This is a genomic window from uncultured Litoreibacter sp. (assembly GCF_947501785.1).
In the GTDB taxonomy this organism is placed as follows: domain Bacteria; phylum Pseudomonadota; class Alphaproteobacteria; order Rhodobacterales; family Rhodobacteraceae; genus Litoreibacter.
Map to the genome: position 1 here is coordinate 711311 of NZ_CANMXB010000001.1, position 15216 is coordinate 726526.

At 61.0% G+C, this 15216-nt stretch carries 14 protein-coding genes; 8 read left to right on the plus strand and 6 right to left on the minus strand.

Going from position 1 to position 15216, the window contains the following annotated elements:
• Window positions 1-76: 76 nt before the first annotated feature.
• Together Q0899_RS03600 and Q0899_RS03605 are read right to left on the minus strand one after the other, a co-directional pair.
• On the minus strand, window positions 77-520 hold the full coding sequence (locus tag Q0899_RS03600) for an RDD family protein (protein ID WP_298357861.1): 444 nt from the start codon (window positions 518-520) through the stop codon (window positions 77-79).
• Between the two features lie 92 nt (window positions 521-612).
• Window positions 613-1032 carry a DUF2852 domain-containing protein gene (locus Q0899_RS03605; RefSeq protein WP_298291541.1) on the minus strand — a complete coding sequence of 140 codons (420 nt, stop codon included), beginning with the start codon at window positions 1030-1032 and terminating at the stop codon, window positions 613-615.
• Window positions 1033-1327: 295 nt separating this feature from the next.
• Between Q0899_RS03605 and Q0899_RS03610 the strand changes: the two genes are divergently transcribed.
• Both Q0899_RS03610 and Q0899_RS03615 read left to right on the plus strand, forming a co-directional pair.
• Window positions 1328-2167, plus strand: a complete 840-nt coding sequence (locus Q0899_RS03610) for an N-acetylmuramoyl-L-alanine amidase (protein ID WP_298291538.1) — start codon at window positions 1328-1330, stop codon at window positions 2165-2167.
• Window positions 2124-2780 (plus strand): SH3 domain-containing protein, encoded by a 657-nt coding sequence (locus tag Q0899_RS03615; protein WP_298357858.1) that lies wholly within the window; start codon window positions 2124-2126, stop codon window positions 2778-2780. Before Q0899_RS03610 ends, Q0899_RS03615 begins: the two co-directional genes overlap by 44 nt.
• Before the next feature lie 66 nt (window positions 2781-2846).
• Here the strand turns inward: Q0899_RS03615 and Q0899_RS03620 are convergent, their stop codons facing one another.
• The 4 genes from Q0899_RS03620 to Q0899_RS03635 all read right to left on the minus strand — a co-directional run bounded on the left by Q0899_RS03620 (window position 2847) and on the right by Q0899_RS03635 (window position 6251).
• Entirely contained in the window at window positions 2847-4028 is a 1182-nt protein-coding gene (locus tag Q0899_RS03620) for an ammonium transporter (RefSeq protein WP_298291532.1), read from the minus strand.
• A 126-nt stretch (window positions 4029-4154) separates the two neighbouring features.
• Window positions 4155-4634: a CinA family protein gene (locus Q0899_RS03625; RefSeq protein WP_298357855.1), complete on the minus strand. Its 480-nt coding sequence runs from the start codon at window positions 4632-4634 to the stop codon at window positions 4155-4157.
• Window positions 4627-5112, minus strand: coding sequence for a phosphatidylglycerophosphatase A (locus Q0899_RS03630; protein WP_299195204.1), 486 nt, complete (start codon window positions 5110-5112; stop codon window positions 4627-4629). The genes Q0899_RS03625 and Q0899_RS03630 overlap by 8 nt, the downstream gene beginning before the upstream one ends.
• Window positions 5106-6251, minus strand: a complete 1146-nt coding sequence (locus Q0899_RS03635; protein WP_299191117.1) for a bifunctional 2-C-methyl-D-erythritol 4-phosphate cytidylyltransferase/2-C-methyl-D-erythritol 2,4-cyclodiphosphate synthase — start codon at window positions 6249-6251, stop codon at window positions 5106-5108. Before Q0899_RS03635 ends, Q0899_RS03630 begins: the two co-directional genes overlap by 7 nt.
• 168 nt (window positions 6252-6419) lie before the next feature.
• Here Q0899_RS03635 and dusB point away from each other — a divergent pair, with 168 nt between their 5' ends.
• The 6 genes from dusB (at window position 6420) to trkA (ending at window position 15216) form a co-directional block, all read left to right on the plus strand.
• A complete protein-coding gene (gene dusB, locus Q0899_RS03640) occupies window positions 6420-7403 on the plus strand; it encodes a tRNA dihydrouridine synthase DusB (protein ID WP_298293287.1) in 984 nt (327 codons plus the stop codon).
• Entirely contained in the window at window positions 7400-8467 is a 1068-nt protein-coding gene (locus Q0899_RS03645; RefSeq protein WP_298291524.1) for an ATP-binding protein, read from the plus strand. The genes dusB and Q0899_RS03645 overlap by 4 nt, the downstream gene beginning before the upstream one ends.
• Window positions 8468-9838 carry a response regulator gene (locus Q0899_RS03650; RefSeq protein WP_298357846.1) on the plus strand — a complete coding sequence of 457 codons (1371 nt, stop codon included), beginning with the start codon at window positions 8468-8470 and terminating at the stop codon, window positions 9836-9838.
• Between the two features lie 84 nt (window positions 9839-9922).
• Window positions 9923-12196: a PAS domain-containing sensor histidine kinase gene (locus tag Q0899_RS03655; protein ID WP_298357843.1), complete on the plus strand. Its 2274-nt coding sequence runs from the start codon at window positions 9923-9925 to the stop codon at window positions 12194-12196.
• 22 nt (window positions 12197-12218) lie between these two features.
• The gene (locus Q0899_RS03660; protein ID WP_299191118.1) at window positions 12219-13643 is read left to right on the plus strand and encodes a sigma-54 dependent transcriptional regulator; all 1425 of its coding nucleotides are present in this window, start codon (window positions 12219-12221) and stop codon (window positions 13641-13643) included.
• Between the two features lie 196 nt (window positions 13644-13839).
• On the plus strand, window positions 13840-15216 hold the full coding sequence (gene trkA / locus Q0899_RS03665; protein ID WP_298291513.1) for a Trk system potassium transporter TrkA: 1377 nt from the start codon (window positions 13840-13842) through the stop codon (window positions 15214-15216).

The following is a 15216-nucleotide window of genomic DNA, read 5'->3' on the forward strand; positions in this document are numbered from 1 at the left end:
AACAATGCAGGTCCCGCCGGACAAATCCTTTTTGACAAGGGTTAACAGCCGGTTAACTTCCGGCTGCAACCTGCACCTAATAACGCGACGGTTTGTTGATGGCCGCAGTGCCGCAGAGCAGGTCATGCAGACCTTGGGCACGGGGGTTGATCAGCATCAGCGTGATCGAAATCACCTGCGGGATGAAGAAGGCCGAAGCGATCATGTAGGCCGCCGTATGCAGCAGCGCCTCTGACCCGTCTAGCGTCTGGCCCTCGCGGTTACGCAGCTCTACGTTGAACAGCCGCATGCCCCAGGTCGCGGAATTGGCGGAGATGGTCACCACACGGTAGGCAAAGCTGAGCACCAAAAAGAGCAGCGGGAAAAAGAACCAGCCAATGAACAGCGGCAATGTCGCCACCACGGCTGTCAGCAGCCCGATCAAGATGACGTCCACGATCCACGCCAGCAGGCGCTTGGTCGGGATGCCCGCATAGAAGGCGGCCTGGGTCACGGGGTCGGGAAGATGGGTGTCTGTCATAGTCGCTGACATGGGGGTTCGGGCCTCGGATGTGAAGGGGGTCGAGGGCGGGCGCGCAAAGGGGGGAAGGGCGCGCCCGCCCGGGAAAGCGCTTAGGCGCTCTTTTCTTCTGGTTCTTGCGTCGCCACTTCGGCGCGCTCTTCCATGAAGCTGTCAAACTCTTGCTTGTCTTTGGCGTCACGCAGGCGCTCAAGGAAGCTTTCAAAGGCGTGCTGCTCATCCTCAAGACGTTTCAGCATGTCCGCCTTGTAGCTGTCGAACGCGGTGTTGCCGGAGGATTTGAACCCGTAGGAGGGGCTATGGGCTTTGCGGCGGGTGGTGCAGGATTTGTTGAACATACGTTTGCTCCAGATCATGTAGGCAAGAAGGGCGAGGCCAACCGGCCAGAAGAAGATGAACCCCAGAACCATGGCGGCGATCCAGGCGCCTTTGCCGCGCTCGTCGAGCCACATTTCGGCTTTGGCGAACCAGCTCGGGCCGGTTCTGACGGGGGATTGGGTGATGGTGGACATCGAGTGCTCCTTGTTGAGGGGTAACGATAAGTTAATGTTATTCACATTTACATAAATGGGCATTGGATGGCCCGGGTCAAGAGGTTTCAAAAGAAATATTCGGGCGATCTGCTAACCCACTCAATACAATGAAGGTTCACCCTCAAATAGGTCCAATGCGCAGGTGGAACAGGGGCGCAGGGACATGTCTCAAAACCCGTGGGACTTGATCGAATGGCGATATTGGCGCAATGTTAACTTTTTAAGCCACCCCCATTTTGGGGTATTTTCGACAAAACATTTTTTAGGGGTTACCATGAAAGTCACCAATCATCGCTTGTTATATTCCACCGGCAAGGGCGTCCCGTTCGACGAAACACCAAACAAAAGCGGCACGCTGAAGGGCAATGCGCCCAAATATGTCATCATCCATTACACCGCGGGCGGCTCTGCCAAGGGCGCGGTCAATGTGTTCAACAATCCGGCGCATAAAGCCTCGGCCCACATTGTGCTTGGCCATGACGGGGCGATCACTCAGATGGCACGTTTCAACGAAAAATGTTGGCACGCAGGCAAAAGCCGTTGGCACGGCATCAGCGGCCTCAACAGCCACTCGGTGGGCATCGAGATCGCCAACTGGGGCTGGCTGAAGGGCGGCGCGGGGAATTGGCGGTCATGGACCGGCACCCGGGTCAACGACAGCCGCGTGATCGAGGCACGGCACCGCAATGACGGCGTAAGGCGCGGATGGGAGATCTACGACGAAGCTCAAATTGACGCCTGTGTCGAAATGGTGCGGGCCATTGCAGAAGCCTATGGACTGGGTCCGCAGCACATTCTGGGGCATGACGATATCTCGCCCGGGCGGAAACAAGATCCCGGCCCGGCTTGGGATATGGACCGTTTCCGGTCGTTGGTCTTTGGCCGCGATGACGAGGGAGGCGATTTCGAGCTGACATACCGGGTCGATGCCAAGTCCGGCCTGAATATGCGCCGTGGTCCCAGCGTTGCCCATGACGCCATCAAGAAGCTGGCCAACGGCGCTGAGGTCATTAAGGTCGAGGCCGAAGGGGCCTGGTGGTTGGTCTCTGAACTCAAAAGCGGAGAGCCGGATGACACAGGTTGGGTACACAGCAATTGGTTGCGGATGGGCTAAGCGCGCCCGCACCTTAACCCTCAGCGCGGCGGTTCTGATCGCCGCGCCATTTGCCAGCCTCGCGGAATCGGTTCCGGTTCTGGCGCAAGTCACCGGCGTGGCCGCCAATGACACGCTGAACGTGCGCGCCGGTCCAAGCGGCAGCGACGCGATCATTGGTGAACTCAAGCCGTCCGAAAAGGTCGAGCTGGTCGAGATCAGCCCGGACGGCGGTTGGGCGCGTCTTCTTTGGAAAGAGGGCAACGGCTGGGTGTCGCGCCGCTTCGTCAGCGACATTCAACGCAAGCGGCTGGCCAGCGGGCTGCCTGCGGACCTCAGCTGCATCGGCAACGAACCCTTCTGGTCGCTCAACATCAACGCCAACAGCTCCGTCGGGTTTGAAATCGCGGGTGGGGACCGGCAATCCTATCCGCTGGCGTGGTCCACGTCGTCACAGAACAATGGCGACGGCGGCTATGCGTTCGGCACAGGCGACATGGACGGTGTCTTGCGGCGGGAGATCTGCTCAGACGGGATGTCGGACCGCGACTACGGGTGGTCGGTTGATGTGATCCTACGCGGCCAAGCCCCGCAGCTGCTCAGCGGGTGCTGCATCACCAACGTCTCTCAGTAGCCGTCACATCAAAAAGGGCGCCCGCTCTCACGGACGCCCAGTTCTCAGGGAGAGTTTCTTGAACCTCTATGAGGTTATGTCGTAGGCGCGTTCGCCATGTTGCGACAGATCCAGACCGTTGGTTTCAGCCTCGGCATCCACGCGCAGCGGTGTCACCAGACCCACAAGCTTAACGAGGACCACGGTCACAACAATGGTGTAAATCCCTACCACGGCCAGGCCGCCAAGCTGCGCCGCCCAGGCGCCGGCCCCGAAGACCGCAATCATGATCGTGCCGAAAATGCCGCCGATGCCGTGGACTGCGAAGACGTCCAGCGTGTCGTCGATCTTTAGCATGTTGCGCACCACGTTCACCGCCTCTTGGCACAGAACGCCCGCCACAGCACCGATCACCAGCGCCTCAACCGGGCCAACAAAGCCCGATGCCGGGGTGATCGACGCCAGACCCGCGATGGTGCCGGTAACCAGGCCAACAAGGGAGGCCTTGCCGAATTTGATCTTTTCCCACAGCGCCCATGTCAACGACGCGGTCGCTGCGGAGATGTGGGTCACCGTCAGCGCCATGGCGGCACCTCCGTCTGCGGCCAGCTGCGATCCGCCGTTGAAGCCGAACCAGCCGACCCAAAGCATCGCAGCACCGATCATCACCATGCCGGGATTGTGCGGCGGTTTCGATTTGTCTTTGCGCCCACCAAGGAAGAAGGCCAGCACGAGGGCCGCCAGACCGGCGGTTTCGTGCACCACAATGCCGCCCGCGAAGTCACGCACGCCAGTTTCACCGAAGATGCCGCCATCCGCCATCATGCCGCCGCCCCAGATCCAGTGGACCACCGGCGCGTAGCACAAAAGCATCCACAGCGAGGAGAAGACCAGCACGAAGCCAAAGCCCACACGCTCCACATAGGCGCCGACGATCAGCGCGGGGGTGATGATGGCGAAGGTCATCTGGAAGGCAAAGAACAGCACCTCGGGCAGGGTGCCCGACAGCGTGTCCGCGTCAATGCCCGCAAGGAACATCTTGTCCAGCCCGCCCCAGTATCCCGACGTGCCGCCGCCAAACGCGATGGAATAGCCAACCACCAGCCACAAAACGCTCATCAAACAGGCAATGGCGTAGCAGTGCATGAAAACCGACAGCACGTTTCGCGCGCGCACCAAGCCGCCGTAAAACAGCGCCAGCCCCGGCAATGTCATGAACAGCACCAGCGCCGTTGCTACTATAATCCATGCGGTATCTGCACCAACCATGGTAATCCCCTCCGATAGTCTTTGTGTATGTGTTTGTTGCGGGCAAAGACGATGTGCGGGATGCAAAGAAAAGAGGCGGGGGCGTCACGGGGTGCTGATAAATTCAGCAAAACACGCGCTGCCTAATTATTGAGCGCTTTGCAGCGATGTTGCCATCAGATTGAGCGCATGGCGTATTGTGGCCTGACGCACCTCCGCGCGGCCAAGCGGGCCGAACTCGACCGTTTCGGATTGGGTTGCGCGGCCTTGATGGGCAAGACCAAAGCAAACGCGCCCCTCCGGCTTATGCTCGGACCCGCCGGGCCCCGCAATGCCGGTAACTGAGACCGCCAATTGCGCGTCGGAATTGGCAAGGGCGCCGTCCGCCATCTCTTTGGCAATCTCCTCGGACACCGCCCCATGGGCGGCCAGCGTGTCGGGGCTTACCCCCAGCATCTGGATCTTGGCGGCGTTGGAATAGGTGACAAAGCCGCGGTCAACCACGTCGGAGGAGCCCGCCACCTCGGTCAGCGCACCTGCAATAAGCCCGCCGGTGCAGCTTTCCGCCGTGGCAATTTGTATGCCGGCTGAACGCGCAAGGGTGAGGAGGGCCGCCGCATCAGCCATGGAAGAGGTAGGCCCCAGCCATCACCACGAGCGCGGCAAATATCCCGGCTATGACATCATCGAGCATCACGCCCAGCGCGTCGCCTTTGCGGTCGGCCCAGCCAACGGGGCCGGGTTTCCAGATGTCGAACAGGCGGAATGCCAGGAACGCGGTGATGATGCCGGGCCAGAGCGCCCAGAAGGAAAGGCCCGCATGGGTGGCCCCGATGGCTACGGGCAGAAGCGCGATCCATTGGCCGGCCAGCTCGTCAATGACCACCTCGGACGGGTCGTGATTGTCGCTTTCGGCAATGTACCTGCCGGTCGCCCACCAGCCTATGAGGAAGGCCGCCACGCAGCCAATGGCCAAAAGAGGCCAGCCACCGATGAGCCAAACCAGCCACGCCAGCGGGACCGCGGCGAGCGAGCCCCATGTGCCGGAGGCGGGCTTGAGGAAGCCGACATAGCCCACGGAGACAATGAGCTTGGCGATCATGATTTCACCAATGTGGCCGTGGCCATGCAGGCAATGCCTTCGCCGCGACCGGTGAAGCCCAGCCGTTCGGATGTGGTGGCTTTGACCGAGATACGATCTACGTCAATATTGAGCAATTCCTGCAGCTTGGCGCGCATCGTTGATGTATGCGGCCCGATCTTGGGGAACTCGCAGATCAGGGTGCAATCGACATGGGTGATTGCGAAGCCCCTGGTGGCTGCCAGCTCGACCGCGTGGGTCAAGAAGATATGGCTTTCCGCGCCTTTCCATTGCGGGTCCGACGGCGGGAAGTGCTGGCCGATGTCGCCCTCGGCAAGAGCGCCGTAAATCGCGTCCGTTATCGTGTGCAGGCCCACATCCGCGTCCGAATGGCCTTGCAGGCCGCGATCATGCGGGATGGACACACCGCACAACATGACATGTGCGCCCTCTCCAAAACGGTGCACGTCGAAGCCATTGCCGGTTCTTACATCCATTATGCTGGTCTCCAGTCGCTTCGCCGCGCGGGCAAAATCGTTTGGGGTTGTGATCTTGAGGTTGCTTTCGTCGCCGGAAACGATTTTGACGTCGAGCCCGGCGGCGCAGGCCACCTCCACATCATCGGCGGCGACGCCTTGAAACTGCTGATGGGCTTTGAGTATTTTTGCCAAAACGAAGCCCTGAGGGGTTTGCGCGCGCAAGAGGCCTGCGCGGTCTTGGGTGCCGGTGACATGTGTGTCGCCTTGCCACAGCGCATCGGTGACTTGCAGCGCCGGGGCCGCGGCGCCAGTGTCTTGCGTCGCGGCAATCACGTCTGTGATGATCTGGTCCGAGACGCAGGGCCGCGCCACGTCATGGATCAGCACAATGCCGTCTTGCGCCGCGCGCAGCCCGTTTTGGACCGAGGCGGCGCGGGTCTCGCCTCCGTCAGTGGTGATGACGGTGCCGGGCAGGTTCAAGGCGCTGACCCGCGCGGCATCGTCGGGATGCGTGACCAGAACGATCCCGGTGACCTGCGGGTGGCTCAAAAAACGCTCCAACGTCCAGGCGATCACTGGCTTGCCTGCCACATGCTGCCATTGCTTGGGCAGGTCGCCGCCGGCGCGCACGCCGCGCCCTGCGGCGACGATGACGGCGGTTACGGAGTGCGGAGCGTTGGACATATGGATTGTCTAGGGTCTCGGCGCGAAAGGGGCAATGGGCCGAATTCAGCGCCTAATTTTTGGGCAGTTGCTGGTTTGGGGCGGTTTTCTGGGCAAAATGCGCCGTCGCGCTGTTGCGGGGTAACTGATTCAGAGGCAAAAGGGCGCAACTGCACAAGGATTAAGCACCTGACCATTTCATTGGCAGATACCGACATAGACCTGCCGGTCTTTCTGGCTCCGCTCGCGGGGATCACCGATCTGCCGTTTCGCCAGCTGGTCTCACGCTTCGGAGCCGGGCTCGTCGTGTCGGAAATGGTCGCCAGCCAGGAGATGGTGCAGGCCAAGCCGGGGGTGCGCGAAAAGGCAGAGCTGGGCTTTGACAGCGCCAACACCGCCGTACAGCTGGCGGGTCGGGAGGCCCATTGGATGGCCGAAGCCGCGCGCATGGTGGCGGCGAACGGGGCGAAGATCATCGACATCAACATGGGATGCCCGGCCAAGAAGGTGGTCAACGGTTACAGCGGCTCGGCGCTGTTGAAGGACCTGGACCACGCGCTGGGGCTGATCGAGGCAGTGGTTGCGGCGACCGAGCTGCCAGTGACGTTGAAAACCCGGCTGGGCTGGGATGACGCCCTGCTGAACGCGCCAGAGCTTGCGCGCCGCGCCGAGGCGGCGGGCATTCAAATGATCACGATTCACGGCCGCACCCGCTGCCAGTTTTACAAGGGCCACGCGGATTGGGCGGCCATTGCGGCCGTCAAGGACGCGGTGACCATCCCGGTGATTGCCAATGGTGACATCACCAACACCGCCTCTGCGCACGACGCGTTGCGCCTGTCGGGCGCGGATGGGGTGATGATCGGGCGGGGCGCGCAGGGCCGGCCTTGGGTGCTGGCGCAGGTGGCTGCGGAGTTGGCCGGCACACCGGCAGCGGAGGCACCAAAGGGGCAGGCGCTCAGCGAACTGGTTGTCACACATTACGAGGCGATGTTGACCTTCTACGGTCAGGCGCTGGGGGGGCGTGTGTCGCGCAAACATCTTGGCTGGTACATGGACGTCGCCAATACACCATCTGCCCTGCGCCGCGAGGTTCTGACCGCCAAGGACCCGGCGCGCGTCATCGTGTTACTGCCCGAAGCCATGGCCGGACAAGAGGCACGGGCGGCATGAGCGAGGTATTCTTTGACACGTTGTGGACCTCGCTTCCATTGCCGGCGCTGGTGATTGACGGCGACAACATGATCACGCAGGTCAATACCGCGATGGAGACGTTTTTGAACCTCTCTGCCCGCTCGATGCTTGCGGCGCCGGTTTGGGACAAGCTGCATGTCAACGCGCCGCTGGACGACGCGGTCACCCGCATCCGCCGCGATGACGCGCCGCTATTTGTCAACAATGTGGATGTCGGGTCCGGCGAGCGGCCGCCGGTGCAGTGCAACATCCAGTTCTCAACGCTGGTCGACCGACCGGGATTCATTCTGATCTTGATGAAACCCCGCGAGCTGTCCGACAAGATGGGGCAGGCACTGCAGTCGAAATCGGCCGCAAAATCGGCCATCGGCATGGCTGAGATGCTGGCCCACGAAATCAAGAACCCGCTGGCAGGCATCACCGGCGCGGCGCAGCTTTTGTCGATGGGGTTGGAGCCACAGGATCAGGAGCTGACCGACCTGATCGTGGCGGAGACCCGTCGCATCGTGAAGCTGCTGGAGCAGGTCGAGCAATTCGGCAACCTGCGCCCTCCGGCACGCAAGGCGGTCAACCTGCACGACATTCTCGACCGTGCCCGCAAATCGGCGGCAGTGGGCTTTGCCGCCCATATGAAGATTGCCGAGGATTTCGACCCCTCGCTGCCGCCAACATTTGCCGATACCGATCAGCTGGTGCAGGTCTTCCTCAACCTTCTGAAAAACGCCAGCGAGGCCAACCCGGCCGGCGGCACCATCACCATGCGCAGCTTCTATGAGCAGTCCGTGCGGGTGCAGCGCCCCGACGGGCAGCGTGTCGCCGTGCCGCTGAATGTTGAAATCATAGATGACGGGCCGGGCCTGCCGGATCATTTGGCCAGCGACATATTCGAGCCGTTTGTCTCAGGGCGGGAGAACGGCACCGGCCTGGGTTTGGCCCTTGTTTCAAAGATTGTATCGGAAAATGACGGGTGGATCGCGGTTTCCAGTGTGCCAGGGCGCACGGTTTTCCGCATCTCGCTGCCTGTTGCATCAAAGGAGGACTAAATGGACGGCACAGTTCTGGTCGCGGATGACGACCGCACAATCCGCACGGTTCTAACCCAGGCGCTGACACGCGCGGGGTGCAAAGTGCACGCGACGTCGTCACTGACCACGTTGATGCGCTGGGTGGGCGAGGGCAAGGGGGACCTTGTGATCTCGGACGTCATGATGCCGGACGGAAACGGCATCGAGGCGCTGCCCGACATATTGGAACTACGGCCACAGCTGCCCGTCATCGTGATCTCGGCGCAAAACACGATTACAACCGCGATCGCGGCCAATGAGGCGGATGCCTACGATTATCTGCCCAAACCCTTCGACCTGCCTGACCTGATGAAACGGGCCAACCGGGCGCTGGAACGCAAACGCACGACAATCCGCCCTGTGGCCACCGAACAGGGGGCCGACACGGGGGAAGAGCTTCCGCTGATCGGGCGCACCCCTGCAATGCAGGCGCTCTACAAACTGGTCGCTCAGGTCGTGAACACCGAGCTGCCGGTGATGATCGCGGGCGAAAGCGGCACCGGCAAAAGCCTGATCGCACGCGCCATCCACGATTTCAGCGACCGGCGGACTTTGCCATTCGTGACCGCCACGCCGAATGATCTCGTCGATATTGAAGGTCCAGCGACGATCCTCAGCCGCGCCAAGGGTGGCTCCATCCTGTTTGACGAGGTCGGCGATCTTGACGCGGACGCGCAGGCGCGGGTGGTGCGGATGCTCGACAGTCTGACAGATGACGCGCCACGCGTCATGGCGACCAGCCAGCAGGGTCTGATGGAAAAGCTGGAATCGGGCGATCTGCGGCAGGACCTGTTCTACCGCCTGACCGGGGTCACCCTCTCGATCCCCTCACTGCGCGAACGGGTCGATGATATTCCCCTTTTGGCCGAACATTTCCTGACAAAGGCAGAGCGGGACGGCGCGCCGCACAGAGCCTTGGGCAAAGCGGCGTTGGAGATGATCCGCGCCTATAGCTGGCCGGGCAATGTACGCCAGCTGGAAAACACCGTGCGCCGTCTGATTGTCACCTCGACCGAGGAAGAAATCGGGCGATCGGATGTGGAACTGGTCTTGGGCAACCAGCCCGAAATCGAGCCGCTGATCGGCGGCGGGGACACGGAAAAGCTATCGGCGTCGGTGGCCAAGCATCTGCGGCGGTACTTTGATCTGCATGGCGGGGTGTTGCCGCCACCCGGGCTATACGCCCGCATTCTGCGAGAGGTGGAGCTGCCGTTGCTGGAAATCGCTTTGGATGCCACGGCAGGAAATCAGGCTAAATGTGCCGATCTACTTGGCATCAACCGCAATACCTTGAGAAAAAAGGTCACCGACCTCGATATTCGCGTGACTCGGCGCCGTAAATTGATGTAAAAACGCCACAGTCACCGTGGCGAATGAACAGCAGTGTTGTTCAGGGATCACATCAAAGAAGAGTGGCAAGGTGGTAAAAAGCAGATGAAATCTGGTGCGAGCCGGACCTCTTGGGACAGGCTGAATCAGCTTCGTAAGCGGCGCAGACTGAAGAATCTCACGACCTTCGGGTTGGTGGTTCTTGGTCCAATTCTGGTGCTTGTCACCTATTTGGGCCTCGGTCCCTATGAGCTGGACCCCTCATCCGGCGGAATTCGGCTGATCCTGCTGGCCGACTTGATCTACGCTATCGCAATTGCCGCGCTGGTTTGCATGACAATCGGGCGGTTGATCGCCAAAAGGCGCGTAAAATCAAGCGGGTCCCAGCTTCACTTGCGCCTGACGGGGGTGTTCGCATTGGTTGCCCTGATCCCTACGATCATCGTGGCCATCTTTGCGGTAATCACGGTGAATTTCGGGTTGGAAGGCTGGTTCTCTGACCGGGTGAGCAACGTGGTGGGCAGCTCACTCGCCGCCGCGCAAGCTTATGAAGACGAGCAGCGTGACAACCTTGCGGCCGATACCGAACGGCTGGCGGGGTACCTTAATGTCGCGCGGCAAGCCGCTGTTATCGTTGATGATAGCAGCCTTCCCGAAGTGCTGACGCAGGCCCAGTCCCAGGTACAACGCGGCCTGAAGGAAGCGTTCATCATTGACGGCACCGGCCAGTTGAAGGCCCGCGGCGCGCGCAGCTATCTGTTTGATTTCGAAATTCCCGATGAAGACGCCATGGCCCGCGCGCGTGCGGGCGAGCTGGTGATCATCGAAGACTGGCCCAACAGCGAATTCCGCGCGCTGGTGCCGGTCGAGCGGCTGATAGACCGCTATCTGTACGTGTCACGCAGCGTCGACGGCGAGATTCTGGCCCTGTTGGATGACACGCGTGAAAACGTCCGCCTGTACCAGCAATTGGAACAGGATCGCGGGCGGCTGCTGCTGGATTTCGGACTTTTGTATCTCGGCTTTGCGGTCATCCTGATCCTTGCGGCGATATGGCTGGGCCTGTGGTTCGCGGAACGCCTTGCCCGCCCGGTGGGGCGCTTAGCTGAGGCGGCGGAAAAGGTCGGCGAGGGTAATTTGGACGTGCAGGTCATCCCGGCAGATAGCAATGACGAGATTGCGCTTCTGGGGACGCTGTTCAACCAGATGACGCGGCAGTTGAAGGGCCAGCGGACCGCCTTGCTGGAAAACACCGCGCAGATTGAACGCCGCCGCAGGCTCTTTGACTCGGTGTTGTCCTCCGTCACCGCGGGCGTGATCGGGGTCGACGCGGCGGGGCAGGTGACCATCATCAACCGCGCCGCGCGCCGATTGCTGGATCTGGGTGAAGAAAACCGTAACGGCGAAATGCTAAGCGACGTTGTACCCGAATTCGTCGGTCTCATGGACCGGTTGAAAGAACATCATGCGGAGACCGCCCAAGAAGAGATCAAAGTTACCCGCGGCGGCCAGCTTGAAAGCCTTCTGGTCCGCGTGGCCACCCGCATGGGCGAAGACGGCACGGTGGAGGGCTATGTGGTCGCGTTTGACGATGTGACCGATCTGGTCTCGGCCCAGAAAATGGCCGCGTGGGGCGACGTGGCCCGCCGCATCGCGCATGAGATCAAGAACCCGCTAACGCCGATCCAGCTGTCGGCAGAACGGCTGAAACGCAAGTTTGCACCGCTTGCTGGCGATGAGTTGGACAACCTCAACCAATATACGGATGTCATCATCCGCCAGACAGGTGACCTGCGCCGCATCGTTGACGAGTTCTCCAAATTCGCACGCATGCCGGAACCCGAGCTGCGCGAAACCGACCTGATGAGCCTGGTGCGGGACAGCGTCGTGCTGCAGCAGTCGGGCCAGCCGGATGTAGAGATCACGCTTGACGCCGGCGAAGATGAGATACTCACCGAGATTGACCAGACCATGATTGGCCAGGCGCTGACCAACCTGATCAAAAACGCGGGCGAGGCCATTGAAAGCTATGTCGAAGCGGGCGCGCCGGACGACCACAAACCGCAGATCAAGGTCGCGGTCAGAGCGTCCAATGCCAATGTGCAAATCACCATTTCAGACAATGGCATCGGCCTGCCGCAAGACCGCGCGCGGCTGTTTGAACCCTACGTGACAACCCGCGAAAAGGGCACCGGCCTTGGCCTGCCCATCGTGCGCAAGATCATCGAAGAACATGGCGGCAGCCTGTCGTTGAAAGACGCAGACCCGTTTGACGACACCGGACATGTCGGCGCGCAGGCCGTAATCATCCTGCCGCGCCTGTCCATGACCACCAGACCCAAAACCATGGCCAAGCCGCCCGCCGCGGCAGCGGAATAAGTGATAAGCAGAGGAGCATAAAATGAGCGATATTCTGATTGTAGATGATGAACGCGACATCCGGGAATTGATCTCGGATATCTTGAAGGATGAGGGCTTCACCACCCGGCTCGCAGGCACCTCTGATGAATGCATGGCGGAGCTGAACGCAGAGCCGCCGGGCCTGATGATCCTCGACATCTGGCTGAAGGATTCAGCGATGGACGGGATCGACATCCTCAAACACGTCAAACGCGACACGCCCGACATTCCCGTGGTGATCATTTCCGGCCACGGCAATATCGAGATTGCGGTCGCGGCAATCAAACAGGGCGCCTATGACTTCATCGAAAAGCCTTTCAACATTGACCAGCTGATGGTGGTGATCACGCGGGCCATGGAAACCTCGCGCCTGCGCCACGAGAACAACCAGCTCAAACGCGGTGAGGTCGCGAATGCCGAAATGATCGGCGACAGCGCCGCGTTCCGCGCCTTGCAGGGGCAATTAGACAAGGTCACCAACTCGAACGGGCGGGTGATGTTGACCGGGCCTGCAGGGGCAGGCAAGGATGTGGCCGCGCGCTACATTCACGCCAATTCAAACCGCGCCCATGCGCCGTTTGTGACGGTCAATTGCGCCACGGTCGAACCCGACCGCATGGAAGAGGTGCTTTTTGGCCGCGAAAGCAAGGAACGCGGGGTCGAACCGGGGTTGTTGGAACAGGCCCATGGCGGCGTGATCTTCTTTGACGAAGTGGCCGATATGCCGCTCGGCACCCAGTCCAAGATATTGCGGGTGCTGGTGGAACAAAGCTTCCAACGCGTCGGTGGCAACGACAAGGTGCGGGTGGACTTGCGTGTGATCTCCAGCACCAACAAGGACCTCGAAGGCGAGATAAAGTCCGGCCAATTCCGCGAAGAGCTGTATCACCGCCTCAACGTGGTCCCGATCCAGGTCCCCAGCTTGGAGGACCGCCGCGAAGACATCCCCACCTTGGCGGAGTTCTTTGTCGACGCGTTCAACAAGGTGCAGGGCCTGCCTTTGCGCAAGATCAGCCAGGACGCCGCCGCGCTGCTGCAAACCATGCCATGGCCGGGCAATATCCGGCAACTCAAGAACATCATGGAACGTGTGCTCATCCTCGGACCCGGTTCGGGCGATATTCAGGCCAAGGAGCTGCCCAGCTCGGAAGGCGGCGAAGGGCAGGGCGACGGTCTCAAAATCGGCGGCACATTGGCCACGCTCCCATTGCGCGAGGCGCGCGAGCTGTTTGAGCGGGAGTATTTGATGACTCAGATCAACAGGTTCGGCGGCAACATCTCCCGCACCGCGGCCTTTGTCGGCATGGAACGCAGCGCGCTGCACCGCAAGTTGAAATCGCTGGGCGTCGTTACCTCAAACAAGGCCGGTGCCCGCGTCGCAGAAGTGCAAGACGCCGAAATGGACGCGACCGGCACAGACGGCTAACCCAACATTAAGGTTAACGCGCCCCGCCTGGAAAACGGGGCGCGTCCATCTCTTTCCATGTTCAAAAATATCCTCGCCGAAGGCTCCACAGCCGGCAAAACACACAAACCCCACCAATACTGCCACCCCTCACAAATCATTGACCCTCCATGACCGATCTGCCATGCAAACCACCTGAATTTGAGGGATTAACCCAATGAAGGTCATCATCTGCGGCGCGGGTCAGGTTGGCTGGCAAATAGCGCGCCACCTGTCGGGCGAAAACAACGCGGTCACCGTGGTGGACAACAATCCCGATCTGGTGGCCCGCGCGACCGAGACGCTGGATGTGCAGGGCATCACCGGCAATGCCAGCTATCCCGACATTCTGGACGCGGCCGGCGCGCGGGATGCGGATATGATCATCGCGGCAACCTTCTCGGACGAGGTCAACATGGTCACCTGTCAGGTGGCACATTCGGTCTTTGCCGTGCCGCGCAAAATCGCGCGGCTCAGGGCGCAGTCTTACCTCAACGCGATCTATTCCGATCTCTATCGCCGCGATCACCTGCCGATTGACGTGGTGATCTCGCCCGAACGCGAAGTGGCCGAAGCCGCGCTGCAACGCCTCGCCAGCCCCGCGGCCTTTGACACGGAAAGCTTCATGGGCGGCGAAATGCAGCTTTTGGGCATTCAGTTGGACGAAGATTGCCCGGTTCTGAACACGCCACTGCGCCAGCTGACCGACCTGTTCTCCACCTTACGCGCCACTGTTGTGGGGGTGCGCCGAAAACGCACGCTTTTTGCGCCGGATGCGGGCGACCAGCTCTTCGCGGAAGACCAGATTTATCTGGCCACGCATCGCGAAGACATGACGCGGTCACTGGAAATCTTCGGCAAGACCCACAAGAAACAAGAACGCGTTGTTGTGGTCGGTGGCGGCAATGTGGGGCTGGCCGTGGCCAAAGCCCTGGAATCCCGCACCGAGCGGGTCCGCGCGAAAGTCATCGAAAAGAACCGCCGCTGCGCGGAATTGGCTGCCGACGCGCTGGAACGCACGATCGTGCTGCATGGCGACGGGCTGAATGGCGACCTGCTGCAGGAGGCCAACATTTCCCGCGCGGACGCGGTTTTGGCCGTCACAGATGACGACAAGACCAACATGTTGGCCGCCGTGCGGGCCAAATCGGAAGGCTGCCCGATGGCGATCTGCCTGATCAATGATCCCACGTTGATCCCGCTGATGGCGCCGCTGGGCATTGACGCCTATATCAACCCGCGCGCCACAACCGTGTCGTCAATTCTGCGCCACGTGCGCCATGGCCGCGTGCGCCAGATCTATTCCATTGGCGACGCTGAGGCCGAGGTCATCGAGGCTCAGGTGCTCTCCACCTCGCCCATCGCGGGCCAGACCATCCGCGACATCGGCTTCCCCGAGGGCGTGCTGGTGGGGGCGATCCAGAAGGGTCAGACCGTGCAGCGCCCTATCGGCGCAACACGCGTGGAAGAGGGCGATGTGATCGTGATCTTCGCAATGGCCAGTGACGTGCCAGAGGTGGAGCGGCTGTTGCAGGTCTCCATCACGTTCTTCTAG

What these genes read in the sequence shown, in the direction of transcription:
- Q0899_RS03600 (WP_298357861.1), bottom strand. Translation starts at nt 520, where the DNA reads ATGACAGACACCCATCTTCCCGACCCCGTGACCCAGGCCGCCTTCTAT.
- Q0899_RS03605 (WP_298291541.1), bottom strand. Translation starts at nt 1,032, where the DNA reads ATGTCCACCATCACCCAATCCCCCGTCAGAACCGGCCCGAGCTGGTTC.
- Q0899_RS03610 (WP_298291538.1), top strand. Translation starts at nt 1,328, where the DNA reads ATGAAAGTCACCAATCATCGCTTGTTATATTCCACCGGCAAGGGCGTC.
- Q0899_RS03615 (WP_298357858.1), top strand. Translation starts at nt 2,124, where the DNA reads ATGACACAGGTTGGGTACACAGCAATTGGTTGCGGATGGGCTAAGCGC.
- Q0899_RS03620 (WP_298291532.1), bottom strand. Translation starts at nt 4,028, where the DNA reads ATGGTTGGTGCAGATACCGCATGGATTATAGTAGCAACGGCGCTGGTG.
- Q0899_RS03625 (WP_298357855.1), bottom strand. Translation starts at nt 4,634, where the DNA reads ATGGCTGATGCGGCGGCCCTCCTCACCCTTGCGCGTTCAGCCGGCATA.
- Q0899_RS03635 (WP_299191117.1), bottom strand. Translation starts at nt 6,251, where the DNA reads ATGTCCAACGCTCCGCACTCCGTAACCGCCGTCATCGTCGCCGCAGGG.
- Q0899_RS03645 (WP_298291524.1), top strand. Translation starts at nt 7,400, where the DNA reads ATGAGCGAGGTATTCTTTGACACGTTGTGGACCTCGCTTCCATTGCCG.
- Q0899_RS03650 (WP_298357846.1), top strand. Translation starts at nt 8,468, where the DNA reads ATGGACGGCACAGTTCTGGTCGCGGATGACGACCGCACAATCCGCACG.
- Q0899_RS03655 (WP_298357843.1), top strand. Translation starts at nt 9,923, where the DNA reads ATGAAATCTGGTGCGAGCCGGACCTCTTGGGACAGGCTGAATCAGCTT.
- Q0899_RS03660 (WP_299191118.1), top strand. Translation starts at nt 12,219, where the DNA reads ATGAGCGATATTCTGATTGTAGATGATGAACGCGACATCCGGGAATTG.
- trkA (WP_298291513.1), top strand. Translation starts at nt 13,840, where the DNA reads ATGAAGGTCATCATCTGCGGCGCGGGTCAGGTTGGCTGGCAAATAGCG.